Genomic DNA, 25,388 nt, shown 5'->3' with positions numbered 1-25,388 from the left:
TGGTGTGTGACGGCTTCCGCGTGATCTTCGGGTTCAGGCGCTGAGCGCCGGGAGTTGGGGCGTGGTCACCTCCGGCGGGTCTGGCAGGGCAGTGAGCCGGGATCGGCCAAGAACGTCCAGGGCGAGGTAGCGGCGTCCTTCGGCCCATTCGTCGTGCTGCTCCGCGAGCACGGCTCCGACCAGGCGGATGATCGAGGTGCGGTCGGGGAAGATCCCCACGACGTCGGTGCGGCGGCGGATCTCGCGGTTGAGACGCTCGTTCGGGTTGTTGGACCAGATCTGGCGCCAGACCTCCTTCGGGAAGGACGTGAACGCCAGGACGTCGGCCCGGGCCGCTTCGAGGTGGTCCGCGACGGCCGGGAGCTTGTCGGCGACGGCGTCCAGCAGCCGGTCGAACTGGGCGTGGACCGCGTCGGTGTCGGGCTGGTCGTAGACGCTGTGCAGCAGCGTCTTGACCCACGGCCAGGAGGACTTCGGGCAGGTCGACATCAGGTTCGCCGCGTAGTGGGTGCGGCACCTCTGCCAGGTCGCGCCGGGCAGGGTCGCGCCGATCGCGGCGACCAGCCCGGAGTGCGCGTCAGAGGTCACCAGCTTGACCCCGGTCAGGCCGCGGGCGGTCAGGTCTCGGAAGAACGTCAACCACCCGGCCCCGTCCTCCGCGGTGGACACGTCGATGCCCAGGATCTCTCGGTGCCCGTCGGCGTTGACCCCGGTCGCGACCATGACCGCGATGTTGACCACCCGTCCGCCCTCACGGACCTTCACGCTCAGGGCATCGGCCGCCACGAACGTGTAGGGGCCGGCGTCCAGCGGACGGGTGCGGAACGCGGCGACCTGCTCGTCCAGGTCCGCGGCCATCCGCGAGACCTGGGACTTCGACAGCCTGGTGATCCCGAGCGACTCGACGAGCTTGTCCATCCGCCGGGTCGAGACGCCCAGGAGGTAGCAGGTTGCAACGACGCTAGTCAGCGCCGCCTCCGCGCGCCGGCGGCGCTCTAGCAACCAGTCGGGGAAGTAGGTGCCGGCGCGCAGCTTGGGGATCGCCACGTCCATCGTGCCGACCCGGGTGTCGAAGTCGCGGTGCCGGTAGCCGTTGCGCACGTTGGTCCGCTCCGCAGAGCGGGAGCCGTAGTCAGCGCCGCAGATCGCGTCGGCTTCGGCGCCCATCAGGGTGTCGATGAACACGCCCAGCAGCTCGCGCAGCAGGTCGGGGCTGGCCGTGCTCAGGTGCTCGTGCAGGAAGCGGGCAGGGTCCAGACTGGGTCCAGCGGTCATCGCGGGTCCTTCTCTCGAGTCGACTTGGTAGGTCTCTCGAAGAATCACGCGGTGACCGCCTACACGTCTACGACGATGCCCGATCAAGGCCGGGCTCGCACACCACTCTGCGGGACGCCACTACCGAGCGAGGCCGGCGACTGCTCGCCAGTGCCTCGACCAGGAGCCCAGCCGGTTCACTGACCGCCGGTTGCCCGAAGGCACTGTCCAGCTGATCGCGCAGGGCACAGCGCACGCAGAGCTTCGCCTTGTACGGCTCCTCGCCGCCTCCGCAGCGGATGCACACGTAGTCGTAGCGCCGACTCCCCGAGCACGGCCCGCACAGAGTGGGTTTCGTCGACGTGGAGTCAGAGGTCGAGCCGATCAGCACACGCGCCCTGCCACAGGACGCGCAGGTGCCCGGGTGGGCGCGAGCCGACGAGTAGCACGACCGGCAGACAGGGCCCACCGGCCACCTGGCCGCCGCACCCGCAGACGACCCGCAGATCGCGCAGTGCGTCCGCGGGGCTTGGTAAGGGTGAAGCTCCTGGCCGGGCACGTGGACTCAGTCGAGGTTGGGTCGGCGGATCCGAGTGCGCTGGACCGCAGGGCCCGCCCCGCCGGGCCCTCGCGAGCCGTTGCCCGCCTTCGCGACGGTGGCGTCGACGGCGACGACGGAGATCAGGTCGTTCGGGGTGCAGTCCAGGATGTCGCACAGGGCGGCGAGGGTGTCCGTGCTGAGGCGTTGCGGGGGCGCTGTCACGAGGCGGTAGACCTGTTCTCGTGACAGGTGCACGCCACGTTCGGCGAGTTGAGGTACCAGGTCGGTGGTGGCGAACATCCCCCGCTCCGCCATGCGTAGGCGCAGGTTCCACTCGATACCCATCTTCTTGATCACGAGCTTCCTTCCTCGGCGTCGTCGCGCCACAGGTCCGGCTGATGGGCGGTGATCGCCCGGCGCAGCAGGGTGTTGCGGTAGGAATCGGAGACGCCGGTGTAGATCGCGGTCGTGGCCGCGTAGGCGTGGCCCACCTGCTCTTGAACGAACCGCTCGGGATAGTCGAACTCGACCAGGTGGGTCACGTACGAGTGCCGCAGACAGTGCAGATCCAAGCTCCTGTCCAACCCCGCAACGTCCCTCGCTTCGGCGAACGCCGCGTTGATGCCCCGCCAGTCAAGGCGGCTCCGTCGCTCGGTCACCCACAGAGCCGGGTGCTTCCCGGGATCGAAGCGAGGGCGTACCTCGTCGATCCACTGCCGCAGGACGGGCACGATCCAGTCCATCTCCGGCACGAGCATCACGGTGCGACGTCGCGGCGGTCCCCCGCGCTGCGACTTACCCCAGCGGACCATCACCGCACCGCACCGCCCGAACGCACGGACCTTCGGGTTGGCACGTAGATCCACCAGATCCAGGCCCCACGCCTCTCTCCGGCGCAGGCCGAACGCATACACGGTCTTCAGCAGCGCGGCGTCTCGCTGAGCCGCCAGCGCGCCTTTGCGTCGGCGCGCCCGCGCGAGGTCCACGAGGTCGTCCGCGGCGTCGAACAGCAGCTGCACCTCCTCGTAGCTCAGCGGGCGTCGCCCTGGGCGACCCTCGTAGTCCGAGGTGTGTACGACGGTGTTCCACTCGTCGAGCACCTGCTGCGGCACCTGGCCGAACCGGTCGGCGCAGACGTCGCGCCAGCCGTAGCGCGGGTCGGTCACGTACTCGAGGAACATGCGCAGATCGCCCGTGTAGGAGCGGGCGGTCGACACCGCGATCGGCGTACGGCCTGAGGACTGCCCGCTGATGAACGCCTCCACCTCCGCTGCCGTCCACTGCCACGGGTAGAGGTTCGAGAACTCGACCATCCGCCGCACCATGCTCAGCCGCCGGCGCACCGTGTCCGACTTGAGGAACCGGACCTTCTGCTGCCGTTCCCAGCCCTGCAGCATGGCGGCGAGGACCGCCGACTCCGGGTCGATCAACCCGACGCCGTCCACGAGGACCAGGTGCGCCGCACCTGGTAGGTCGAGCCGCCGTCCCACAGTCACCGTTGCATCAAACACAACATCGATGCGCTAACACAAGAGGCACTGGTCAAGGGGCGGCGCAGCGCGATGGACTGGTGGCCGGAGCCGGTGAAGTCAGGCGGTAGTCGAGGGTGGCGAGACCTCGTCCGGATGCAACTCTGGACGAACGCGCACGAGACGCAGCGGGTGCCGGAAGCTCTGCCCGCTCCAAGCGACGTCGGCGGAGACCTCGACGACGATGGGCTCGATGCGGGTCAGCGTCACCGGGTCGCGCGAGCCCCCGAAGCCGTTCACGGTCGCGGAGGTGACGACCGGCGGCCACGGGTGGGCTTCGCCGGCGGCCTGGATCTGGCGACCGAGCGTCCGTGAGGCCAGCGCAGTCAGGGGCACGGTGCGTCCGACGATGCGCAGCTCGCCGCCGATCGGCAGCCCGGCGACCACGACAGTCGGCCGCCCGATGGGCCCGATCACCGCCGCGCAGACGACGTCGACGGTCGATCGGTGCTTCACCTTCAGCCAGTCGCGTCGACCGGGCCGGTACGGCTGGCCGGCACCCTTGGCGACGAGTCCTTCGATGCCGGCCGCCACCATGTCGCGGAACCACGCGGCCGCGACGTCGATGTCGGTCGTGGTCGGCGAGAGGTTCAGCGGCGGTGACCACGTGCGGGCGAGGGTCTCGAGGACTCGCTGCCGGTGCCGCAGGGGTTGGCGTCGCATGTCGGTCCCGTCGTGCTCGAGCACGTCGAAGACAGCCATGCTCGCCGGCTGCTCTCGGGCGAGCCGGGCGGCCGTTCGCGGGCTGGCTACGCGCCGTTGCAGCGCGGAGAAGTTCAGGCGGTCCCCAGACCAGACGACCGTCTCACCGTCGAGCACCGTGCCGACGGGGACCTGCTGGCGGGCGGCCTCGGCGATCTCCGGGAAGGGCGCGGTGAGGTCGGTGCCTCGGCGCGACCACAGCACGACGTCTGCTCCGCGGCGGTCGATCACGAGCCGGTACCCGTCCCATTTCGGGGACCACATCGTGCCGCCGGGCAGGGCGCTGGTCTCCGCGATCGACTCCACGGCCCGGGCGAGCGCGACGTCGATCGGGCCACGGCCGTCGGGGTCTCGGGAGGTGGGCACGGCAACAGCATCGCGCGCCCCACGGCAGTCGGCGCGAGGGACCCCGCCAGCACGTTGTGGAACCCCGACGCTGCGGCGTACCACCGATGACCCGTTCCGGGCGCCGCGGGTCGAGTGCCCCTCTCGAGGCGCCGCCGGCGCCAAGAGGGAGACGACGATGAACCAGCTGACCCCGCCCCGCTGCTGCGACGACCAGATGGTCTTCGACCTGGACTGCTGGAGGTGCCCCAGCTGCAACTGCGTCGTCGCGTACCGCGGCGACCGCCGGTCGCGGCTTGTGCGGTAGCCCCGGCAGCACCCGACCTTCGGACCGGCAGCGCACGGCAACGCTGACCGGCCGAGGGCACGAGGTCCGGGCCATACCGACCGTCAGGTCGGCCACCCAGGACCCACGGCAGCCAGAGTGGGCGTTCGGACGAGACGTCTGGGCGCCCACTCGGTCGTCCTACTGCCAGGGCAGGCCGAAGGTGTCGACGCGCCAGGTGCCGTCGGCGAAGAACCACAGGGAGATCGCCTGCGACCAGGACGGGTTGGGCGAGACGGTCTCGACGATCGCGACGCCGTGGTCCTCGTTCATCGACGAGACCGCCTGCAGCTCGGGCGACCCCCACGCCGAGACCTCGGTGCGCACGCCGTCCTGCGCGAGGCGGTCCAGGAGCCGGTCGGTGACGTACGGCCGCACGCCCTGCAGCCAGGTCGCCGCGTCCGGCTCGGGCGCGGACACCGCCGCGACGAACGACTCGACGACGGGGCGCCACGCCTCGGCGTCGACTCCGGCGGCCGGCCACTGCTCACCGGTGTACAGGCCTGCACCGCCGGCCGAGTACGGGGCGTCGGGGAGGGTCTGTCCGGGGTGGGAGAGGCTGTAGTCGTCACCGGGGGCCGCAGCGGGCTCGTACGTCGGTGTCGGTTCCGGCGACGGGCTACTGCTGGGGTCGGGGCTCTGACCACCGACGGGCGAGGTCGGGACGACGACCGTTCCGACGCCGGCCGGCGGGTCCGAAGGCTCCGGCGCCGACGAGCAGCCCGCCAGGAGGGCGGTGGCTGCGAGCAGTGCGACGGCGGTGAGCGAGGTCCTGGTCATCGTGCTCCTGTTCAGGCCGGCCGCACGACGTACGGCATGAGCTTGTCGCGGTTGAAGATCGGGGCGATCTTCACCACGGTGGACGGGTTCGGGGCGTGCATGACCGTGTTGGCGTCCATCCAGATGCCGACGTGGTAGATCGACCCGGGGTTGGAGGTGTTGTTCGCCCAGAACAGCAGGTCGCCGGGCTGGGCCTCGGCGAGCGGCACGAGCCGGCCGTTGCTGGCGCCCCAGCTGTACTGGGAGCGGGAGGTCCTGGTGATGGGGACCCCGGCGGACTCCCACGCACGCATCGTGAACCCCGAGCAGTCGTAGGAGTTCGGTCCGGTCGCCCCCCAGACGTACGGCTTGCCGAGCTGGGTCTTGCCCCAGGTGATCGCTGCGCCGGCCTTCTCGGAGGCGGGCAGGGTGCTTCCCGTGCCGCCGTCGGCGCATGTGACCATCGACCCGCCGGCGCCGGTCGGGGCGACCCAGGGGTCGGTGACCGAGGCGGCGGCGTCGCCCATGATGGCCCGCACGATCGCGACGGCCTGGCTGTACTTGGCCTGGTAGTTGTTCCCGTCCGCGAACGCGGACCTCTGCACCGACTGGGCGACGAGCCAGGGCGTGAGCGATGCACGGGTGCTGGGTGAGGCGTTGACCAGGGTGCTGGTGCGGTAGAGCGTGAGACCCGGCGAGGTCAGCGCATCCAGGAAGAGGCCGGTCGCGCCGGCCGGGTCCATGCGGACCTCGTACGGGCCCCAGGAGTCCCGCTGCTGGAACAGGCCGCGGGAGTCCGGGCCGACGTCGTCGCCGTAGTCGACGTTGCGCAGGCCCGACTCGGTCAGTGCGGTCATGATCGCGATCACGGCGTCCTGAGGGCCGAGGCTGCGGGAGGCGACGGTGGACACGATGGTGCGGGCGTTGGCGGTCTGCTCGGACGTCAGGAGCAGGATCGGCAGGGAGTCGTCGACCCCGGGGAAGTAGCAGTAGTCGTCGTTCTCCGCGTACTCCTCGTCCTGTGCGGCAGCGATGGTCGCGAGGAGGGTGCCAGCCTGGTTGACCGTGGAGAGCACCATGAGGACGGCGACCGCCATGGCCAGCAGAGGCATGAGGATGGCAGCCCCGATGGCGATCTGGATGCGCCGGTCGCGCAGCGCAGCCCCGGTGACCTTGCCGGCGACCTTCCCGACGATCGGGCTCGCGGCGGCTCCGACGGCCGCGGTGACGGCGGCTTCCGCCCCGGCGGCCGCGGTCTCGGTGACCTTCTCGGTCGCGGTGGCGTTCGGGTCGGCGAGGGTCGACGCGGCGCCGGCGACCTTCCCGAGCCCGCTGTGCCCGGCGAGGCCGGCCGCGCTGCTGGCGGCGCCGGTCGCGCGTGCGGTGCGCTCCCGGCCGCGCCGCTGGCGGGGCTCTGCCGTCGCCTCGTTGGGTGCCGGCGGTGCCGGTGACGAGGCCCTGGCGGTCCGGTCCGAGCCTGGCCGCCCGGCGCGTGCGGGCCCCGGCGTGCGCGGCCCGGAGGGCGCGCCAGGCGTGGGCGGCGGTGTGGCCGGGTTCGAGCCCGGCGTCGGGGTCGGCGCGCCAGGGGCGGGCGTGCCCGAAGGCGCCGCGGTGCGCCGGGCAGGCCGTGGTCGGGGGCTGCTCGTTGCCGCGGCGTTCGGGCTCGCGGCGGCCCGCCGTCGGCGTGGGGGCTGCTGCGGTGTGCTCACGCCGGGTCAACATGCGCCGAAACGCTCAGCGGGCGCCCGTCCGGGGCCGAGCGTGGGCGGGCGGGTGCTGGCGCGTGGCCGCGGCGGTCACCGTCCCGTGTCGATGCCGAGGTTCAGCCGGGACCAGACCTCCTCGAGGTCGTCGGGCAGGCGCCCCGCGTCGGCGCTCAGCAGCGCGGGGAACGTCCCGCGGGGCGTCGCCGCACCGAGGCGCCTGGTGAGCAGGTCGCTGGGGATGGTGACCTCGTGCGCAGGCCAGACGTCGAGGGCAGGGAGCAGTCCCCACGGCTCGATCCGGGCGCCCCCGCGCGGGACGCCCCGAGCGGGCCACGCGGGGATCACGGCGGCCCAGTGCGGGCCAGGCTCGGTCACTACAGCCAGGCCGAGCTCGACGTCAGCGACTGCGACCAGCCAGAGGTCGCCTGTCGCGGGCTCGACGCCGTGGTCGGCCGGCCAGCGGCTGCGTCCGGAGGCTCGCATCAGCTCGGCGGTCGGCGCGACGCTTGGGGCGTGGAAGGGCAGGCCGGGCACGAAGTGGGTGGGCACGCGGGCTCCTGGTTCGGTCGAGGTCTTCGTCGGGCGCCTACATGTGCGGCACCGGCCACTCGCGGCGTGGTGGGGCGCAGGTTCCCTCGAACGGTCGCCATGGCCCGTCGTGAGCCGGAGCAGCAGGACCGCCCGGGCTACCGGGCCGCGTCGAGCTGCTCGCCGTCCTCGTCGCGGCGCAGGCCGGCTCCCGGTGTCCGCAGCCACCACCGCCCGGCAGCGTCCTGGAACTTGATGCCGACCTCGGGGCTGGCGACGTGCCCCTGGCGCCCTGCACCGGGATCGCCGACGCTCGGCCCGACCACCCGCGTCGACGACGGCGGCAGGACGCGGTCGGTGCCGGTGAACGTCCAGGAGTTGTCGTGCGTCATAGCCATGACGGTCACGTCGAAGGCTGGCAGGTCCGAGCTGTTCCTGAACAGCAGCCTCCAGCGGCCGATGTCCCCGCCGGCCATCATCGGCTGGATCGTCTCCCACTCCGCCCAGGCGACGATGCGCTCGGCCTGGTACCGGGCGGCCGCCGCGGCGTCGCGTTCCTCACGCTCGAGCGCGTCCTGGATCCGGGCCGCCTCGGCGGCGTCGGCGGCGCGCCTCGGCTCTCCGGCGGGCGTGCGCCTCGTGCCGGATGCCCAGGACCGCGACCACGACCGCGGCCAGCGTGGCGATCGCGGTGAAGGCGCCGATGATCGCGTCGAACGTCTCCGCGGTGGTCATGGCCAGACCGTACCGGCCTGCAGAAGGACTAGAAGGACTCCATGCAGGCGGGCGCTGGCTCAGGGCACGAGGTTCCTCATGTCAGCGAGATCTCGACCTCGGCTGTGGGGTCGTCGTCCACGCTGAACCGGACGGTCAGGTGCTCACCGCCGCGACCCGGACGCTGGTACCGCCACACGGAGTGCCACTCCGACCCCGTGCCGGCGGTCTGCCCCGCCACCAACGTCCACTCCCGGCCGAGATCGTCGATCACGTTCGCGTGCAGCCTGGCGAGCCGGTCCCCGGGCATCTTCGGCGGGGGTCCCGCAGCGTCCCGTCCGCGTGCCTTGAGGTCAGCGGCCCACGCGACGATCGCCGTCTCGTGCGCAGCATCGAGCTCCTCTGTGGTGCTGCTCGGGATCCCGTCCCACTCGAGCTGAAGCTCGTCGATGTTCAGAACCGCTCGTTCGAGGCGCACCGCAACCCCATCGACGGAACCGAGCTCCCGACTACCTCTGATCCGCAGGTCCATGCACGCAGGCTACGAGCCCACAGCCACGAGCACCGGTCTCTTGTAGCGGCCGCGACCGGGTGAGTGCTCAGGCGCCCGATGTGTGAGCGCGCTGCGAGGGGACGGCGGCAAGCCGCAGCGCCAGCGCCACCACGACGGGGGCCGTGCGTGTGGGCCAGTGCTGGCAGACTCAACGCCGTGAGCCCGCTGCTACCCGAGCCGACACCCGCCGCCGACCCGGCCGACATCTTCGACACGGCCCTGATCGTGCTCGACACGAGCGTGCTCCTGTCGCTGTACCGGACGACCAAGGCCACCCGGGACTCGTGGTTCGAGGTGCTGGAGAAGGTCCGCGACCGGCTCGTGATGCCCCACCAAGTCGCGGTCGAGTTCGAGCGGAACGCGCCGCGGTCGCGCGACGAGCTGCGTGGCCTCTACGCCGAGGTCGAGTCTCGGATCAGCGCGCTGAGCAAGGCTCCGGGGTCGGTCTTCACCGCCAGCAAGCTGCACTCCCACAGGCGCGACGCCCTCAAGGCCACGATCGACAAGCGCGTCGCAGACCTGCTTGCGGACGTGCAGCAGGACCGCGCTGGAGACACCGCCTTGATCGAGGGCGACGCCGACCCTGTCCTCGACGCTGTCACCGCCTTGTTCGCGGATCGAGTGCTCCCCGCCCCGGCGCCCGACATCATGCGCTCGCGTGTCCTGGACTTCGTGTCGTACCGCCGTCCGAGCGAGATCCCGCCCGGGTGGCGGGACGACAAGCCCACACCGACGGCAGCGGCTGGCGACTACCTGCTGTGGGCGGAAGTGCTCGAGCACGCCGCTTCCCTCCGCATGCCGGTCCTACTGGTCACGGAGGACGTCAAGGACGACTGGTGGCTGAAGAAGGACGGGGCGATGACCGCCCAGCCGCAGTTGGTCGCCGAGCTCTACCGCGCGTCCGGGCAGCCCTACGCGCAGATGCTCGCCCCCGAGTTCCTCAAGCTCGGCCAGGAGCAGCTCGACCTGGCAGCCGACGCGGCAGCCGTCGAGGAGACCGCGCAGGCGAGCGAACCGCGCTGGACGGCGTACGAGGACGCGCTCGCCGCATCGCGCGACGGCCGGTCCACGATCGCGTACGTGCCGGGGTCGGCCGGGGCGCTCAATGGCATCGACCCCGATGTTCTCCGGGGCATGATGGCCAACCACGACAGAGTGATCCAGGCCCAGCTGCACGAGTTCCTGCGCTCACGCGATGAGGCCTTGCGGCTCGGCCTGGATCGGATCGACGACGGCGCCGCGCGCGAGCTAGCCGAGTCGCTCGCCCGGGTCCAGCGTTCATTCGCGGCGGTCGCGCCAGTGGTACCAACCCTTGGGGCGCTCACCGGAACGACCGAGGCCGCGCGGACGCTGCGCGACTCCGCCAAGGTGCAAGAGCTCGCCGAGTTCGTCCGCTCGCCCACTGCGGACGCCGCCCGGCGCGTGCAGGCCGAGCAGCCCCGCAACGGGCAGTCCTGATCAGGTCCCCGGGCCGTCCGTCTCCAGGAGCTCCCGGTTCACGCCGGCCACGTCAGGGTGCCCGTCCTGGCAGACTGCGCCCGTGACTCCCCCGCTGCTCCCCGACCCGCCGGCCGCAGCCGACGCCGAGGACCTGTTCGAGACCGCGGACATCGTGCTCGACGCGAACGTCGTGCTGAACCTCTACCGGATGAGCGCGGCGACCCGCGACGCGTGGTTCGAGGTCCTCGAGGGGGTGCGCGAGCGGCTGGTCATGCCGCACCATGTGGCGGTCGAGATCACGCGGAACGCCGAACGCGGCCGCAAGGAGCTGCCGGACGCCTACGACTCCCTGCGCGGGAAGCTGGACGCGGTGCGTCAGCACCCCGGGGCGACGTTCACCGGCGCCCGGCACCTGCAGGCCGAACGGATCGCGAAGCTCAAGGCCATCGTCGAGAAGCACCTCGAGCCGATGCTGACCGAGATCGACGCGGCCCGTGAGCAGGACGAGGCGATCCTCGCCAAGGACCGGGACGTCGTGATGTCCCGGCTGGACCGGATCTTCGAAGGTCGCGTCCTAGACGAGCCAGAGCCCTCGTCGATCCGCCGCCGGGTCGCCCGCTTCGACCAGTACCGCGGCCCCAACCGCGTCCCGCCGGGCTGGCGCGACCACGGCAAGGACGTGCCGCAGGACGCCGCCGGCGACTACCTCATCTGGGCCGAGATGCTCGAGCGCGCCCGCAGGACCGGGCGCCGGTTCATCGTCGTGACCGACGACCTCAAGGCGGACTGGTGGGTCCGCGACAACGGGATGCGCCCGCAGCCGGCGATGGTCGCTGAGTCGATACGTGCGACGGGGCACCCGCACGCCCAGGTCACCTCCCAGGACTTCTTGACGATCGCCCAGAAGTCCCTGGCGCTCGACGAGAACGAGGCTGCTGTCGAAGAGACCGCCGAGGTTGCGCTTGAGCCGGACGAGGAGGTGTGGCCTCTCGCGAGCCGCCTCTACTGGGTACTCCAGACGATCCAGCACGTCCCGGCCGGGGCTCCCATGCCTGAGGCGGTCCGCTGGGTGTTCAGAGACATTCTCACCCATCTGCCGGGCGCAGTTCTGCGCTCCAACCCCACCTATCAAACCCTGCTCGGATCGCTGATGAGCGAGGCACCCTCGCCTGCCGAGGTGAATCTGATGCGTGCCGTAGCCGAGGACCCGCTCAGCGAGGACTACCTGCTAGTTCATCTCGCGAACCCACGCTGGCTCGACGATGGTCCCGAAGCCGGCCGGTCCGCATAGTCAGGCCCTGCGAACCTCGTCACGTCGTCTGCACCGTGCCTGCGGGGGCTTCGCTAGGTTGAACCCCATCACCAGGGAGAGGGGGTTCAGGTGTCGGAGGCGGACTCACGTCCGGCCAGCGCGGCACGGCCCTCCGTCCTGTCGAAGCCGGACGCCAAGTGGCTGATCGGCGCCGAGCACCTGTCGCGCTACAGCAAGGTGTACGGCCACGCCGACGTCCCCCAGCGGTTTCGAACCGCCGACGGCTACCCCTTGGGTACTTGGCTTCGCAGCCAGCGCGAGCGGCGCGCCATGGGCACCCTCCAAGCCTGGCGCGTCGAGGAGCTCGACGCCCTCGGCGTGACGTGGGCAGTCTCTGCGACGCGATTCGAGGACGGGCTCGCGCACCTGCGCGAGTACGTCGCGGAGCACGGCACGGCGGACGTCCCCCATCGGTACGAGTGCACGCACGGCTTCGCGCTCGGCCACTGGGTCAGCAACCTCCGTAGACGCCACCTGCAAGGCGGCCTGGACGAGGACAGGGAGCGGGCGCTGGACGCGGCCGGGATGGTGTGGTCCCCGCGGGACGAAGCGTGGGATCGAGCCGCGCTCGCCCTGGCGGACTTCATCGACCGGCAGGGGCACGCAAACGTGCCGACGGACTGGATCACACCGGACGGGCTGGCGCTGGGCACCTGGCTACACCACCAGCGCGCCGCGCACGCCGCCGGCAGTCTGCCGCAACAGCGCGCCGCCCGGCTGGCGTCGCTGTCCGCAGTCACCGGTGCACGGGACCTCGCATGGGCGACCGGGCTGGCCGCGCTGCAGCAGTACGCGGCCGAGAACGGTCACACGCTGGTCCCCGTCGCGTACTCGACGCCTGAGGGCCTCCTCCTCGGGCGCTGGGTTGCGCAGCAGCGGCAGCGCCGCCACAACCTGCCTACGGCGCGACGCGACACCCTCGACGAGATGGGATTCGTCTGGAACACCGCGGAGCGCGCCTGGCGCGTGGCGGTCGCGGCGCTCGAGGCGTTCGTTGCCGAAGCGGGGCACGCGGACGTTCCCGCGACGCACGTGACACCGGTTGGCTTCCACCTGGGCTCGTGGCTGGGCAACCAGCGCACCCTGTATGCCGGCGGCTCGCTGCCCCCTGACCGGGTCCGCGAACTCGAAGCCCTCAGCGTCACCTGGCGAGTGGTCGACGTCGAGCAGCTGTGGCGCGACGGGCTGGCACACCTCGACATGTTCATCACCGAGCACGGGCACCCCCACGTCGCCGCGAACTACGTCAGCCCCGACGGGCACACGCTCGGCACCTGAGTGAGTGCGCGGCGCGCCGATCACCGGGCCGGGCGACTGCACCCGGACCGTGTCCGTGCCCTGGAGGCACGCGGCTTCGCGTTCGTCAGATTCGAACCCGACGAGCACTGGCGCCAGGGCGTCGAGCGTCTCCGGGCGTACGTGCGCTTGCACGGCGACGCCCTCGTCCGTAGGGACGTCGTCACGGACGACGGCTTCAGGCTGGGCGGGTGGGTCAGCGAGGTGCGTAGTCGCCGCACCGCCGGCGAGCTCGACGACGCCCGGGTACGCGAGCTCGACGACTTGGGCATGGTCTGGCGGATCAGGGCGTCCGGGCCGCGCCTCGGCCAGCAGGTCTCCTCTGCGATGCGGTTCCGCGCTCGGCTCCGGCTGCTCGACGCCTTCATCGGCGAGCACGGGCACTGCGACGTCCCCAGCACCTACCTGGTCGACGGGTTCAACCTCGGCGCGTGGGTCCGCAAGCAGCGACTCCTGCACGCCCAGGGCAAGCTCGCGCCTGAGCGCACGAAGGCGCTCGAGAGCCGTCGCTTCACCTGGAGGGCGCGGGACAACGGCGCCTTGTGGTCGAGCGGGCTCGCCGCTCTCGATGCCTTCATCGCCGAGCACGGGCACCCGCGGGTCCCAACCGCCCACGTGACGGCAGACGGGCTGCGGCTCGGGCTGTGGGCGTCCCGCCGGCGTGCCGAGCTGCGCTCCGGATCGTTGCCGCCGCAGCGGCGCGAGGCGCTCGTCGCGCGCGGGTTCCCACCTGAGTGAACCGTGGCAATCCGGGAACGGGGCCACGGCGGGCCGGCGCCTCGAAGGCAGGGGCGGAGGATGTCAGGCACGTACGGCTGTGCCGATCGGGTGGTCCTGCACGTCACCGGCATGACGGCTCTGGTCCGCTCGCTAGGGTCATCGCGTGGGGCGCCGCCGCACTCCCCCTGGCCGGCGGCGCCCCGCACATCCCTTCGACGCGTGTGCTGGCAAGAAGCCTGAGTCGACTTGCGCCCCGCGGTTACCCCGCGGGATCGCACCGCGTAACCTCGAACTGCAGAAGCTGGCGAGAGGAGCCACGTGATGAGCCGACGAGCCCGCTGGGCAGCTGGCCTCATTCTGGGGGCACTGCTCCTGGTCGCCGCGTTGGTCGCGATCCTGTGGTTGAGGAGCTCCGGCACCGTGCTCGAGTGCGAGACCACGCCCCACCGGGTGGACGGCGTGGTGTACGTGATGCCCAACTGCGGCTGAGCACACCACGCCGCCGCGGCCGCTACTCGGTGTAGTTGCTGGACGTCATGGCCCGGATGCCCATGGCGTCCCGGATGAGGGCGTACGGCGAGATGAAGGCCGTGCTGCTGCACAGTCTCCCGTCGTTGGTCGCCTGGCAGATGCCGGACTGACCGTTGGCCATGCCGGAGATGATGCCCGTGACCTGGGCGTACGGGCCGCCGGAGGTGGCCAGCAGGATGGCCGGGCCGCCGCTGTCGCCCTCGCCCACGTTCGCCAGGCCGCTGACCGACTCAGTGCGCACCAGCGGTCCGGCCGTCGGGTAGGCAGGCCCGTAGTTGACGTAGGAGTTCGTCGCGGTGATCTTGTTGTTGCAGGTCGTGCCGCTCGGTGCGCCACTCATGCACCAGTTCGCCCCGATGACGGGCGCGGCCGTGCCGGTGATGATGTAGCGACCGCCGCTGTCCGGCCCACCGACGTACACGTACGGGTAGTACAGCTTGGTGGGGTCAGAGACGCCGGAGACGGTGGGGTCGTTCACCATGATGGCTGCGTCGCCTGCGCCGTAGCGGTAGGTCGACAGCGAGGTGTACCCGACGAAGAAGCGGCTGCCCGAGTACTCCTCCGACGGCCACGTGGTCCAGTAGCTAGATGCGGTGTCCGTGACGCAGTGCGATGCGAACATCATCCCGTACTTGCGCTGGAGGAGCGGTGCGGGGTTGTCGATGAGGACCGGCCAGCCGGTCGAGCAGATCTTCACCCAGCCGGTGCCGTTGATGATCGAGGCGCCGCCGGCGTACGGCGGGTACGGCGTCTGGTAGCGGTCGTCGCCGCCCGCGGGCGAAGCGTCCACGGGCTCGGTGACCTCAATCGGGTACGGCGAGTCGGGCACCGCCGGTGCTCCACGCCGTGCGATCGAGTCGTCGAACGAGATCTCGATGCCGGTGCCGTCCACCTTGGGGGCTGCGGTCGAGATCTCCCCGCCGGCGCTGACCATGTCGGACGCCGCGGCGTTCAGTTCTGCCTTGGAGTACGTCATCGCCGCGATCTGGGCCGGCACCGCCAGCAGTTCCACGTCCTCGGCCACGTCCGCGGGGACCTCCCCGTGCCACCAGAGCGTGGCCTCGCCCGTCTCGGCGTCCCAGGCGACATCGCCGAAGCCCTCCGGCTGCTCGTCCCAGAGCCGGTCGGCGAGTGCCTGGACGTCCTCGGGCACGCGGTTCTCGGTCAGGCCGTCGAGTTCGTCGACCGGGATGGCTTCGGCGTACTTCAGCAGATCGTCGGGGGTCTCGATCGGGCCGACCTCGGCGGTCGGGGGCAGGCCGCGGTAGCCGTCGCTCTCCGACGCCGATGCAGCGCCGGCGACGCCGACGGCGCAGAGGGATAGGCCTGTCAGGGTCGCTACGAACGTTCGTTTCGCACGCATGGTGTGGCTCCCGTCGATCCTTGGTGTGCCCTATGCACACGCTTAGACGGTAGGAAGGCTCGACACGACGCGTCAGGGACTTCGATGACTTTCACGACAACGAATGGTCTTCGCCGGAAGCGACCCCGCGCGGGGTCATCGACCTGCTGGACTAGAGGATTGCGCGGCCGATCGTGCGCCCTGACTGATGGCCGGAGCCGTGATGCACACGCGATACCGGTCCCCGGCGGCGAAGGGGTCGCGTAGCCGGCGGTGGGCTGGGAGGAGAGCGCTGGCGTCGGGCAGTGTGCCGGACGCCAGCGAACGCGCCCGCTGCCGACCACCGTGCTGCCAGACTGCCGTGGTGACCCGTCCCCTGGTGCCCGCGCCACCGGCCGCAGCCGACCTCGACGACGTGTTCGCCTCGGCGCTCATCGTCCTGGACTCCAGCGTCCTGCTGAACCTGTACCGGGTCGGCGCCGACACGAGGGAGAGCTGGCTGACGGTCCTGAGCTCGGTCCGCGAACGGCTCGTCATGCCGTTCCAGGTCGCCACCGAGGTGACCCGCAACGCGCCCGCCGTCCGGTCCAGCCTCGCCGACACCTACGCGGCGCTGCGCAAGGACCTCGAGGCCGTCAAGGGGCTGCCCTCCGCCCGCTTCGCGAGCCGCCACCTGCACGCCGACCGCCTCGCCGGACTCCGCCAGGTGGTGGACCAGCACGTCGAGGCGATGCTCACCGGGCTGGACGCCGTGCAGCGGGGCGACCACGCGCTCGTCACCGCGGACGACGACTCGGTCATGGCCGCGCTCGAGGAGCTGTACGACGGCCGCATCCTGCCGGCGCCCGACGCCACCACCGTCCGCGCGCGCGTTGCGGAGTTCGTCGAGCATCGCGGCCCGAACCAGATCCCGCCAGGTTGGGAGGACGCCAAGGCCAAGAGCACCCCGATGCTCCAGGCCGGCGACTACCTCCTCTGGGCCGAGCTCCTGGAGCACGCCGCTGCCACCCGGCGCGCCGTCGTCTTCGTTACGGACGACTCGAAGGACGACTGGTGGGAGCGCCGAGACGGCCTCCGGCCGGCACCAGCGCTCGTGGCTGAGTTCCAGCAGGTCACCGGCGCCGCCTACGCCCAGGTGACCTCCCCCGACTTCCTCGCTGCGGCGCAGAGGCTGCTCGGCCAGGACGAGAGCCCCGAAGCGGTGGCGGAGACCACCGAGGCGTCCTCGATCGAAGCCGCCGAGGCGATCCTCGACTCGGTCGCCCCCTGGCGCCGGCGCCTGCTCGACGACCGCGCGGCGGAGTACCTCGACCGGTTCCCGTCCCTCCTCACGCCGGCAGACGACCGGCTGGTCTACATCCCGCCGCCGCTGCAGGACGTGCTCGCGATGCTCGACAACACGCACCTGCGCGCGTTGCCTCGGTGGGTCCGGGTCCGCCTCGCCGCGACCTACCCCGAGATCGAGGACCAGCTCGGTCTGGACGAACCGGACGAGCAGGCCTGAACGCCGCGCCCCCGCTGGCGGAAGCGGATGGGTGAACCTTGAGGACCGGCGAGGTCGTGACCCCGCGGACAAGGGACTGACGTCCTGCGGCGTGGTGCCTGCGCTCTTCCAGCATCGTGCTCGCTGGAAGCACGACGAGCCAGGGAGGGCTGCAGGATGAGTTACGAGCAGGGCGAGGGGTACGGGAACCCCGGAGAGACGTGGAGTCGCCTCGGGTGCTTGGGCTGGCTGTTCGCTGCCGGAGCCGGCTTCATCGCGGGGGTGATGGGCGCCGCGTTCGCGAACGGCGCGCTGCACTGGAACGGCTTCTGGTCGTTCATCGTCGGGGTCGCGTGCTTCGTCGGCGGTGCCAGTGGCGTGGCGCGACTCAAGCGGAGGATGACGACGCGCAACGTCTACTGGTGCCCGCAGTGCGGGGTCGAGACGGACCCCAGTTACCGCATCTGCCGCTCCTGCGGGCGGGTGAAGGAGTAGGCCCTGCAGGAGCGGCTCGTGCCGCACATCTAGATCGGGTGACCAACGCGAGACGCCCCGGGGGCGCAGGCCCGAAGGCCTGGCACCGCCGGGGCGTTCGTCACGCCGTCAGGTCGATCAGGAGCGTGCCGGGGTTCGCTGCGATGTATGCCTCGGCTGCCGCGAGGACGTCGGCCTTCGGCTTCCTGACCACCTGCGGCGCGCCGACCGCCAGAGTCGAGCCCTTTACCGAGAAGCCATCCGGCATGAACGCGCCGTCCGTCGCGGCGCCGCTCGGGATGATGAACAGGGCGGGCACCCCAGCGTCGTCGAGCGCCCTCCAGATGCCGTCGACCGTGTTCAGAACCGCACCGACATCGCTCATCCCGCCGATGGTCCGAGGGGCGGCGGCCGCGTCCGCGACCACAGCGTCAGGCATGACCCCGGTCTCGATCACGACGCCTGCGCCGTCGCCGTTGGGCGAGACGTAGACCAGCGCGCCGGCGGCGCGCGCCGCCTCCACCATGTCGGCGGGGACGATCGCGCCGGGCTCGGTCGGCACCACCGGCTCCGGAGTCGCAGCCTCGGTCGGCGCGGGCGTGGCCCGCGGCTCGGGCTCGGTGGACGCTGTGGTCGAGGGGCGCGGCGTCGCGTCGACCGGTGCATCGCCGCCGACGACGGCGGCGATGGCGAAGGCGCCGCCGATCACGACAACGACGGCGGCGATGACCGCGATCCAGCGGTTGCGCTTGGTGGTCATGTCCTTCTCCTGTCCCTCGCCGCTCGGGCCGTTCCCTTGCTGCTGGCGCCTATATGTGCGGCGCCTGTCGACCCGCTTGGCATCACGGAGGATTTCACCCGCTCAGGTCAACCTCCGGCACCGCCGCACCCCAGTCACCCGATCGGCCGCCGTCACACGGCGCCGCCGCCCGACATGTTCCACATCATCGAGCCCCAGTAGTCGAACTCGGTGTAGGTGCCGTCGAGCGCCCAGTTGATCGGGTGCGCCCGGTAGAACGCGCATGACAGGGTGCGATCCGATGCCTGTCCGCGGATGTAGGTGCCACGGTCGGCCGAGTAGGACCCCGACTTCGGGCCGCCGATGGTGAAGCCAGCGCCCGCGTTTGCCCCGGACATGCTTGCGTTGATGCCGTCGATCACGGCGCCTGCGGACCGGTATGGCGCGCACGTGCTCGACGCGGCGCCCGGTGTCGCACCGGTGTTCGTCGGCGTGGGCCGCGCTTCGACGGTCACGCCGCACGAGCTGTACGAGCTCGCGGACACCGTGTTGAAGCCGTCGCTGTTCGTGTTGGTCGCGGTCGCCGTAGCGGAGTAGTAGCCGGCCGAGGTCGCCGATGCGCTCGTGCGCGACAGCGACCCGTTCGAGGAGAACCGCACCGTCGTCGGCGCATACTGCCCGTCCCGGCTGGCCGAGCAGGACGGCGCCGCCGGTGTCGCCACGGTCAGCCGCTGGGTGGCGATCGTGCGCTGATCGGCGACGTCGTTCACGCCGTCGCTGTTGCGCGCCGTGACCGTGAACCCCGTGTTGTGGCGCAGTGGGTCCCAGCGCCCGTGGGTGCCGGCGACCGTCTGGACGCCCTCAAGGGTGATGTTCCGACTCGAGCCGTTCGTCGCTGCGGCGTTCGCCTCGATGGCGCGGGTGCTCGAGGCGAGCCCGTCGATCTGGATCGCGAGCAGCGCGGTCACCGGCCGGCAGGATCCCGCGTCCGACCATCCGTCGTTCGCGGTCGAGGCGTTCCGGTTCCGGACCGAGAACGCCTGCCCCGTGGCGTGCGCGAGGCCGTCGACCGCCCAGTCGGTCTTGTTCGCCTCCCCCAGCCCGGAGATGCCTGCCGCACCGGCGGCCTTCGTCCCGCCGGTCAGCGACGTGCTCGTGTACGCCGTGAACTGCTCCGGTCGTGTCACGGTGACCGTCATCGCGCGGGTGCTGATCCCCGACGCCGAGCATGCCGGGGCGGCCGGCCGCTGGATCGGGTACATGCCCGGGGTGTACGCGCTGCAGCCCGAGGCGTTGCAGGTGCGCACGGCGTACGAGTCCCGCATGCCCGGGGTACGGCCGGTGTGCTCCTTGCTCGTCGAGGTGCGCGGGACCTCGCCCGTGCCGACCCACAGGTTCTGGTAGCTGTCGTCGCGCTCGTGCCAGCGGACCTCCCACCCTCGGTCGCGGTGCACACCGCCCTTGGTGGTCGGACCGCTACCGACCCAGGCGGCCGGCGCCCAGGTGATGACGTTCGACCAGGTCGTCGTCGGGCTGGCCGTCGCCGTCGGCGCGGCGGGCGCCGTGAACGCCCCGGCCTCCACGCGCACCGCCGACAGCACGCGGGTCGCGGTCAGGCCGGGCTCGCCGAGCGCGGCGTCCTGGGCGGTGGACGTGGAGACCTGGTTCGTCTGCGCGCCGGCGTCTGCGGCGCCTCGGCTTGCGGTGGCCGCGCGCTCCCACCGGTTGACGGCGACGATCCGGTAGTCGTGGGTGTGCCCGACGCCGGTCGCGTCGATCCAGGTGACCGTCGTTGCGGAGATGTCGACGCCGTCGCTCTTCATCTGCGGCCAGGTGCGCCACAGGGTGCCGTCGCGGTACAGGTCGAAGGAGTCGGCGCCCGCGGGCCGCGTCCAGGCGACGGAGATGCCGGCCTGCTGCCCGGTCGCCGTGGTCGTGGGCGCGGCCGGGCGAAGGCCCGTGGCGACCTGGTTCGAGGCGGGGCCCTGCCGGTCGTCGGTGAGCGTGGCCTGAACGGTGTACTGCGCGGTGTACCCGTCGGGCAGCGTGTTGTCGGTCCAGGTGAGCATCGTCGGCCCCAGACGCATCACCGCCTCCCACGTGGCGGCCATCCCGGACCCGGTGCCCTCGGGGTTCGCGATCCGGTAGACCGTCCACGCCTTGGTGAGTTCGGGGCTGGTGTCCGTCCACTTCAGCGCCGGCTGGTCGACCCCGACCCGGGCGGTCGTGACCTGAAGGACGGGGCGGGTGGCGTCGTTGACCTGGGTGCCGGTCCCGTCCGAGGAGGCGCCGCGGCCGGTGAACGCGGCACCGGAGGAGATCTTCGCCTCGCGCGCGTTCGGGTACGTCGGCTGGGCGGTCAGGTCCCAGGTGACGCGGGTGACCTCGTTCAGGGCGACCGGGAAGGTCATGGGGAAGGACTGGGACAGCGCGGAGTAGAACTTGAACGGCGCCGTCGCGGTGAACAGGCCGTCGACGACTGCCATCCGGGCAGTGGTCGATCCCCCGCTGCAGCGCTCGGTCGTGTAGGTCGTGGTCTCGACGACGAGGTCGGGTCCGTCGATGGACCAGGCGCGCTGCGTGCACACCGCGTCGCGCACGACCTGGACGGTCAGGGCGTCCTCGTCGGCGACCAGGATGCGCTTGCCGTCGTTGACGTCGCGCAGCAGCTGGCCTGAGGCGTCTTCGAGCTGGGACAGGGTGGTGGTCGTGGAGACCGACCGGGTCACGAGCAGACCCATCGAGGTCAGCACGGACAGCACGACGAACGCCGTCATGGTCCCGATCACCATGGAGACCAGGAGCTCGACGAGCGTGACGCCGCGCGAGGCGCGCCAGCGCGCGCGCAGCGTCGAGAGCCCTCGCGGGTGCGGTGTGATCACGTGACGGTCTCCTTGGGTGGGTGCCTCGCCGCGTCAACATGCGCCGAAAGCGCGAGGGTCACTGCGACTGCGGGGCCTCCGTCGCTCCGAGGAGCTCCACCAGCTCTTCGAGCTTGTCGGCGGCCACCGCGGCGAACTCGGTGGCCTGGTCGCCCCAGGTCGTCTCGGGCAGGTCGAGCGTCGGGTACAGCTCGAGCATCGAGCCGACGGTCGGGCAGCCGAGGATGGACAGGTTCAGCGGGGTGTCCATGACCGCGTCGGTGACGCCCGGGACCTGCGGTTCGAGCTTGCGGGCCTGGCGGACGAGCATGGTGGCACGGGCGATCGGGCGCGCGAGCTCCGGGCTGATCTCCGCCGGGTGCTCAGCCTTCAGGTCGACCTCGAAGTCGTTGATCCTGCGGAACCAGGCGTTCCACGCGTCGGTGATGGCCCCGTACCGGAACTTCTCCGGTTCCGGGTGCTCCGCCAGGATCCGCGCCGCACGCCAGTCGTACTGCGCGTTGCTGTACTCGGCCCGCAGCTGGTGCAGCACCTGGTCCGGGACGGGGACGGTCATCCAGAAGTCGACGAGCTGCTCGTACGAGCGCGCGATGGGCGGGAACGCGAAGGTGCCCTCCGCGTTGTACTCCCGGTCGGGGACGGTGAGGGTGGCTGTCGACTCGCCGCGGGGGACGGTGCTGTACCGCCCGTCCCCGGTGCGTGGCTGCTGCGGCGGCAGCTGGTAGGTCATGTCGTCCTCCACTGGGTGGTCACCACTGCGCTCCCGGTCCGGACCGGCGCCCGCCGGCGACCCGCGCGGCAGCCGCCCTGCGTGGGCGGGGGCGCGCCGTCGCGACGCGTGGGCGGCCAGCGCGCCGCGGCGCAGGCGCCCCGGCGCTCTGGGGGGCGGGCCCCTGCGTCGGCTGGGGCCCGGCGGCCGCGGCCCCCGCCTGCGCGCTCTCGGCGTCGCGCTGCTGGGCGGCCGCCTCCTCCAGCTGCTTCGCCTGCGAGGCCTCCTCGAGGCGCCGCTCATGGTTCTCGACCGCGCGACGCTGAGCACGGCGCGTGGCCGTGATCTGCTTGCGGGCGCTGAGCGCTGCCGCGACCGGCAGCGCGGCTCCGCCGGTGAGGACGACCGCCGCCCCGATCCCCGCGACCTTGGCGGCACCCTTCACCACACGCAGCGAGGACCGCACCGGGGCCGCCGCGAACGCAGCCCGGGCCTCGGCCACGCGCTGCTGCACGCCCTCGACGACGTTGCCGGCGACGCCGCCGCCGTAGCCGCGGCGGCTGGCCGCCGCGTTCTTGCGAGCCCTGGCGGCCAGCCGCGCGCGGGCCTCCTTGGAGGCGGCCCATCCGATCGCACGCTGTGCCCGGTACTCCCCCATCGAGATGCCCGCGCGGTCGGCTGCCTCGCGGCGGGCGTCGCGGACCGCACGTCGCCGCTTTCGCCGCTCGGCCACCGACGCGTCAGCGTTCTCCGCGGTCTTCTCCACGCGGGCAGCGCGCTGCGGCGAGGGCTGGCGCCGGCCGGCGCCTTCGGCGCCCCGCGCGCCCCGCCCTGGCCGCGACGGCGGACGCTGCCCCGCTCCACCGTCGGTCGCGGCTCCGACAGCGGCGCCGGCGGCCCCCGCGGCGCCGACAGCGGCCAGCTCCGTGCCACGCGAGCGCCCGGCACGGCTCGGCCGCCCGCCCCTGCCGGGGCCCTCGCCACGGTTGGAGCGCATGCGGTTCGTGAGCGTCTGGCCCGCCATGCGGGCACCGGACCGGGCCACGTGCCCGCCGCGGCGGGCCAGCATCTCGGCAGTCCCGGCGCCGAGCGCACCACCCACCGCGCCGCCAGCCGCTGCCTTGCCCCACGCACTCGCCCCGGTGACCGACAGCGGCGAGGGCATCTTCAGGACCTTCGTGAACACCCAGTGCAGTGCCCACAGGGAGACCAGCGGGGCGACCCCGGTCCACATCATGGTGGCCACGGAACCGCCGCCGAACTGGGCCGAGGCGCCGGAGACGACCAGTGCGGTCAACATCGTCACCAGGGCGAGGACGAGGCCGATCCCGAACACGCCGAACGCGACGCCGACGTAGGACCGCAGGAGCTTGCCGGTGGCAGACGGACCCTCGCTCGGCAGCAGGTCGCGCACCAGAGTGAACACGACCGAGAAGGTCATGACGACCATCGAGAGCTTGAAGAACAGGATGCCCAGGGACAGCAGCCCGAAGACCACCAGGGTGATCAGCGCCGAGATCACGTACGAGGCGACCAGGACGAGGTTGCCGCCCGCGGACGAGCCGGCGCCGTGCAGCGAGAGCAGGTAGTTACGGACCTCGGGCTGGGACCCGGTGCGGTTGATCGTCTCCGACGGCTTGCCGCCCCAGTCGAAGTTGCTCCCGCCCTGGCTGATGATGCCGGCGGTGTTCTCGCCCGAGCCGGTGAAGTAGTCGTCGTTCCACCACTTCGAGCAGTCGTCGGCGGTGATGGACTTCTCCGAGACGCCGCTCCAGCCGGAGTCGACGGTCCAGGTGCCCGACTCGTCGAGGCGGCAGGCTGCCCAGGCGATGAGGTTGCGGTCCTCGGCGTCGTTGTCGGAGCCGGTGCCCCAGGGGGCGGCGTCGGGGTTCGTCGCAGGGACGACGCCGCCGGCGTTCAGGGTGAACGCCGCCTGCTGCGCGGCGGAGATGCCGGCGCGCTCCTCGAGCAGGCGGCAGTACGACCACTCGCCGTACTCGTTCCCCCCGCCGAACTGCGCGACCTTCCACGCCTGCAGGCCGGTCTGCTCCCACATGCGCGACAGCAGCATCGGCACGGAGGACTCCATCTTCGACGCCAGCTGCGAGGCGCCGCCGGCGGACGTGACGTACTGCTCGTTGAGCCTTGCGACATACGCCTGGCAGGACAGCGCTCCGGAGACGGAGGAGTCCGCGGCACCGGGCACGGAGGTGACGTTGGCGGTGAGCGCGGCGGCCGGCGCGGATGCCAGGGAGGAGATCACGCTGTTCGCGGTCTGCGCCAGCCACCCCGGCGACAGCGTCCCGGCCTGGTAGGCGCCCGCCTCGGTGGTGGTGGAGCTCGAGGCCCCGAACACCATCGCGGCCAGCACGCCGACGGTGAGCATGGCGCGCGCCAGGTAGGCGACGGGGTTGCCGCGGCCGCGCATGGCGCGCCAGAGCACGACACACAGCGCGACGACGATGATGGCGGCGATCAGCGGCGAGGCCAGGAGCGCTGAGCCGACCCCTGCGACGATCCCGTCGACACTGGCGCCGAGGCTGTACATGAAGTCCATCCGCACGGCGCCCGAGACCCAGGAGGTGGTCCAGGCCCAGAGGGTGTTGCCGAAGGAGATGTAGGTCGGGAACGTCGCGTCGCGCTGCAGCGTCGTCGACAGGTCGGTGACCATGTTCGTGATGCCGCCGATCTTGCGCGAGTGCAACGAGCTCGCGGCGTCGGACCACCGCTCCGAGGGCAGGTAGACAGCCGACGCGGTGCGACCCCCGAAGCACCCGCTATCGAGTCGCTCTTCGTACGAGACGGAGCTGTTGCGGCACCACGTCACGTCCGGCGCCATGGCGAGCGGACCAGTAGCCGGCAGCGCGGCCACGGCCGACGTGCCGGTCCCCGAGGTGGCGGGTTCGGCCGCGGTCGCGCTCGGTGCGGCGGCGAAGACCGCCGTGCCCAGCAGGAGCACGGCGAGGGCGCGGCGCAGCAGGCGGCTCACCAGGCGGCCTCCATCTGCCGGACGGGCTCGGTCGCGTGGGCGTCGCGCTCGGGTGGCACGGGCTCGCCCGGCACAGTCCCGCGCACGAGGACGAACACCTCGGTCGCGGTCGGGTCGACCGGCTCGCCGCCGACGTAGAACGTCCCGGCGTCCGAGCGCAGCCTGTCGCGACGCGACGCGATCCACAGCCGTTCGGGCTCGCTCCTGGACCGCACCAGCAGCGCCGACACGACCGCGATCCCTGCTGCGGCCCCGGGCAGGATCGCCACGACGCTGAGCAGCGGCCAGGTGATCGCGGTGACCATGAGCAGGGCGAAGCCCCCGACCACCAGCGCGATCCACGTGCGCCGCTTCGCCTCGAACCCCTGCACGACGGCGATCCGGTTCGCCTGGGCGGGCTTGCCGGTGAGGTGGGTGAGCGAGTAGGTCGACATCATGGGCGAAGGTGGCCTTCCGGTGGTCCGAGGCGGCGTGCGCGGAGCAGCTCCCCGCCCGGCAGATGGCCGCGGGGCGGG

General features: G+C 71.8%; 23 protein-coding genes. 7 read left to right on the top strand and 16 right to left on the bottom strand.

Translation table 11 applies throughout. From position 1 onward, the window contains the following. Positions 1-33: 33 nt before the first annotated feature. The 10 genes from HNR08_RS17655 to HNR08_RS17610 all read right to left on the bottom strand — a co-directional run bounded on the left by HNR08_RS17655 (position 34) and on the right by HNR08_RS17610 (position 8,935). The gene (locus tag HNR08_RS17655) at positions 34-1,275 is read right to left on the bottom strand and encodes an IS256 family transposase (RefSeq protein WP_168432407.1); all 1,242 of its coding nucleotides are present in this window, start codon (positions 1,273-1,275) and stop codon (positions 34-36) included. A gap of 544 nt (positions 1,276-1,819) precedes the next feature. After that, entirely contained in the window at positions 1,820-2,152 is a 333-nt protein-coding gene (locus tag HNR08_RS17650; RefSeq protein ID WP_146840797.1) for a helix-turn-helix domain-containing protein, read from the bottom strand. After that, complete coding sequence (locus tag HNR08_RS17645) at positions 2,149-3,240, bottom strand: tyrosine-type recombinase/integrase (RefSeq protein WP_246803220.1); 1,092 nt, start codon at positions 3,238-3,240, stop codon at positions 2,149-2,151. Before HNR08_RS17645 ends, HNR08_RS17650 begins: the two co-directional genes overlap by 4 nt. A 144-nt stretch (positions 3,241-3,384) precedes the next feature. After that, positions 3,385-4,392 (bottom strand): ATP-dependent DNA ligase, encoded by a 1,008-nt coding sequence (locus HNR08_RS17640; RefSeq protein ID WP_146840798.1) that lies wholly within the window; start codon positions 4,390-4,392, stop codon positions 3,385-3,387. Positions 4,393-4,837: 445 nt separating this feature from the next. Further along, positions 4,838-5,476, bottom strand: coding sequence for a hypothetical protein (locus HNR08_RS17635; protein ID WP_146840799.1), 639 nt, complete (start codon positions 5,474-5,476; stop codon positions 4,838-4,840). An 11-nt stretch (positions 5,477-5,487) separates the two neighbouring features. Further along, entirely contained in the window at positions 5,488-6,567 is a 1,080-nt protein-coding gene (locus tag HNR08_RS17630; RefSeq protein ID WP_146840800.1) for a C40 family peptidase, read from the bottom strand. A 684-nt stretch (positions 6,568-7,251) separates the two neighbouring features. Further along, positions 7,252-7,710, bottom strand: coding sequence for a hypothetical protein (locus HNR08_RS17625; RefSeq protein WP_146840801.1), 459 nt, complete (start codon positions 7,708-7,710; stop codon positions 7,252-7,254). A gap of 137 nt (positions 7,711-7,847) precedes the next feature. Next, positions 7,848-8,168 (bottom strand): hypothetical protein, encoded by a 321-nt coding sequence (locus tag HNR08_RS17620; RefSeq protein WP_146840802.1) that lies wholly within the window; start codon positions 8,166-8,168, stop codon positions 7,848-7,850. Between the two features lie 79 nt (positions 8,169-8,247). Beyond that, complete coding sequence (locus HNR08_RS17615; RefSeq protein ID WP_183835185.1) at positions 8,248-8,424, bottom strand: hypothetical protein; 177 nt, start codon at positions 8,422-8,424, stop codon at positions 8,248-8,250. Between the two features lie 76 nt (positions 8,425-8,500). Then, a complete protein-coding gene (locus HNR08_RS17610) occupies positions 8,501-8,935 on the bottom strand; it encodes a hypothetical protein (protein WP_146840803.1) in 435 nt (144 codons plus the stop codon). A 177-nt stretch (positions 8,936-9,112) separates the two neighbouring features. Here HNR08_RS17610 and HNR08_RS17605 point away from each other — a divergent pair, with 177 nt between their 5' ends. The 5 genes from HNR08_RS17605 (at position 9,113) to HNR08_RS17585 (ending at position 14,213) form a co-directional block, all read left to right on the top strand. Continuing rightward, positions 9,113-10,414 (top strand): PIN-like domain-containing protein, encoded by a 1,302-nt coding sequence (locus tag HNR08_RS17605; protein WP_146840886.1) that lies wholly within the window; start codon positions 9,113-9,115, stop codon positions 10,412-10,414. Between the two features lie 154 nt (positions 10,415-10,568). Then, positions 10,569-11,687, top strand: a complete 1,119-nt coding sequence (locus tag HNR08_RS17600; protein ID WP_146840887.1) for a PIN-like domain-containing protein — start codon at positions 10,569-10,571, stop codon at positions 11,685-11,687. A 90-nt stretch (positions 11,688-11,777) separates the two neighbouring features. After that, positions 11,778-12,986: a helicase associated domain-containing protein gene (locus tag HNR08_RS17595; RefSeq protein WP_146840888.1), complete on the top strand. Its 1,209-nt coding sequence runs from the start codon at positions 11,778-11,780 to the stop codon at positions 12,984-12,986. Continuing rightward, positions 12,987-13,742 (top strand): Helicase associated domain protein, encoded by a 756-nt coding sequence (locus HNR08_RS17590; protein ID WP_183835183.1) that lies wholly within the window; start codon positions 12,987-12,989, stop codon positions 13,740-13,742. Between the two features lie 303 nt (positions 13,743-14,045). Then, positions 14,046-14,213 carry a hypothetical protein gene (locus HNR08_RS17585; RefSeq protein ID WP_186812781.1) on the top strand — a complete coding sequence of 56 codons (168 nt, stop codon included), beginning with the start codon at positions 14,046-14,048 and terminating at the stop codon, positions 14,211-14,213. 22 nt (positions 14,214-14,235) lie between these two features. Here the strand turns inward: HNR08_RS17585 and HNR08_RS17580 are convergent, their stop codons facing one another. Further along, positions 14,236-15,618 (bottom strand): chymotrypsin family serine protease, encoded by a 1,383-nt coding sequence (locus HNR08_RS17580; RefSeq protein WP_146839702.1) that lies wholly within the window; start codon positions 15,616-15,618, stop codon positions 14,236-14,238. A gap of 343 nt (positions 15,619-15,961) precedes the next feature. On the opposite strand from HNR08_RS17580, the gene HNR08_RS17575 reads away from it, so the two are divergent. Both HNR08_RS17575 and HNR08_RS17570 read left to right on the top strand, forming a co-directional pair. Continuing rightward, positions 15,962-17,101: a PIN-like domain-containing protein gene (locus tag HNR08_RS17575; RefSeq protein WP_146839704.1), complete on the top strand. Its 1,140-nt coding sequence runs from the start codon at positions 15,962-15,964 to the stop codon at positions 17,099-17,101. Positions 17,102-17,257: 156 nt separating this feature from the next. After that, positions 17,258-17,575 carry a phage holin family protein gene (locus HNR08_RS17570; RefSeq protein ID WP_146839706.1) on the top strand — a complete coding sequence of 106 codons (318 nt, stop codon included), beginning with the start codon at positions 17,258-17,260 and terminating at the stop codon, positions 17,573-17,575. Positions 17,576-17,675: 100 nt separating this feature from the next. Here the strand turns inward: HNR08_RS17570 and HNR08_RS17565 are convergent, their stop codons facing one another. The 5 genes from HNR08_RS17565 to HNR08_RS17545 all read right to left on the bottom strand — a co-directional run bounded on the left by HNR08_RS17565 (position 17,676) and on the right by HNR08_RS17545 (position 25,310). After that, complete coding sequence (locus tag HNR08_RS17565) at positions 17,676-18,314, bottom strand: hypothetical protein (RefSeq protein WP_146839708.1); 639 nt, start codon at positions 18,312-18,314, stop codon at positions 17,676-17,678. A 152-nt stretch (positions 18,315-18,466) separates the two neighbouring features. After that, entirely contained in the window at positions 18,467-21,175 is a 2,709-nt protein-coding gene (locus HNR08_RS17560) for a prepilin-type N-terminal cleavage/methylation domain-containing protein (RefSeq protein ID WP_146839710.1), read from the bottom strand. Positions 21,176-21,233: 58 nt separating this feature from the next. Beyond that, on the bottom strand, positions 21,234-21,905 hold the full coding sequence (locus tag HNR08_RS17555; RefSeq protein ID WP_146839711.1) for a hypothetical protein: 672 nt from the start codon (positions 21,903-21,905) through the stop codon (positions 21,234-21,236). Between the two features lie 19 nt (positions 21,906-21,924). Continuing rightward, positions 21,925-24,873, bottom strand: coding sequence for a polysaccharide biosynthesis protein (locus tag HNR08_RS17550; protein ID WP_146839713.1), 2,949 nt, complete (start codon positions 24,871-24,873; stop codon positions 21,925-21,927). After that, complete coding sequence (locus HNR08_RS17545) at positions 24,870-25,310, bottom strand: hypothetical protein (protein ID WP_146839715.1); 441 nt, start codon at positions 25,308-25,310, stop codon at positions 24,870-24,872. Before HNR08_RS17545 ends, HNR08_RS17550 begins: the two co-directional genes overlap by 4 nt. Positions 25,311-25,388 lie beyond the last annotated feature (78 nt).

Source organism: Cellulomonas hominis (assembly GCF_014201095.1).
In the GTDB taxonomy this organism is placed as follows: domain Bacteria; phylum Actinomycetota; class Actinomycetes; order Actinomycetales; family Cellulomonadaceae; genus Cellulomonas; species Cellulomonas hominis.
Note: the sequence above shows the minus strand (reverse complement) of the source record. Positions and strands in the feature narration are given on the sequence as shown.

Excerpts from the sequence above, each read along its gene's own strand:
- HNR08_RS17545 (WP_146839715.1), bottom strand. The coding sequence starts at position 25,310 with ATGATGTCGACCTACTCGCTCACCCACCTCACCGGCAAGCCCGCCCAG.
- HNR08_RS17610 (WP_146840803.1), bottom strand. The coding sequence starts at position 8,935 with ATGGACCTGCGGATCAGAGGTAGTCGGGAGCTCGGTTCCGTCGATGGG.
- HNR08_RS17655 (WP_168432407.1), bottom strand. The coding sequence starts at position 1,275 with ATGACCGCTGGACCCAGTCTGGACCCTGCCCGCTTCCTGCACGAGCAC.
- HNR08_RS17565 (WP_146839708.1), bottom strand. The coding sequence starts at position 18,314 with ATGACCACCAAGCGCAACCGCTGGATCGCGGTCATCGCCGCCGTCGTT.
- HNR08_RS17615 (WP_183835185.1), bottom strand. The coding sequence starts at position 8,424 with ATGACCACCGCGGAGACGTTCGACGCGATCATCGGCGCCTTCACCGCG.
- HNR08_RS17580 (WP_146839702.1), bottom strand. The coding sequence starts at position 15,618 with ATGCGTGCGAAACGAACGTTCGTAGCGACCCTGACAGGCCTATCCCTC.
- HNR08_RS17570 (WP_146839706.1), top strand. The coding sequence starts at position 17,258 with ATGAGTTACGAGCAGGGCGAGGGGTACGGGAACCCCGGAGAGACGTGG.
- HNR08_RS17585 (WP_186812781.1), top strand. The coding sequence starts at position 14,046 with ATGAGCCGACGAGCCCGCTGGGCAGCTGGCCTCATTCTGGGGGCACTG.
- HNR08_RS17620 (WP_146840802.1), bottom strand. The coding sequence starts at position 8,168 with ATGATGGCCGGCGGGGACATCGGCCGCTGGAGGCTGCTGTTCAGGAAC.
- HNR08_RS17635 (WP_146840799.1), bottom strand. The coding sequence starts at position 5,476 with ATGACCAGGACCTCGCTCACCGCCGTCGCACTGCTCGCAGCCACCGCC.
- HNR08_RS17555 (WP_146839711.1), bottom strand. The coding sequence starts at position 21,905 with ATGACCTACCAGCTGCCGCCGCAGCAGCCACGCACCGGGGACGGGCGG.
- HNR08_RS17630 (WP_146840800.1), bottom strand. The coding sequence starts at position 6,567 with ATGCCTCTGCTGGCCATGGCGGTCGCCGTCCTCATGGTGCTCTCCACG.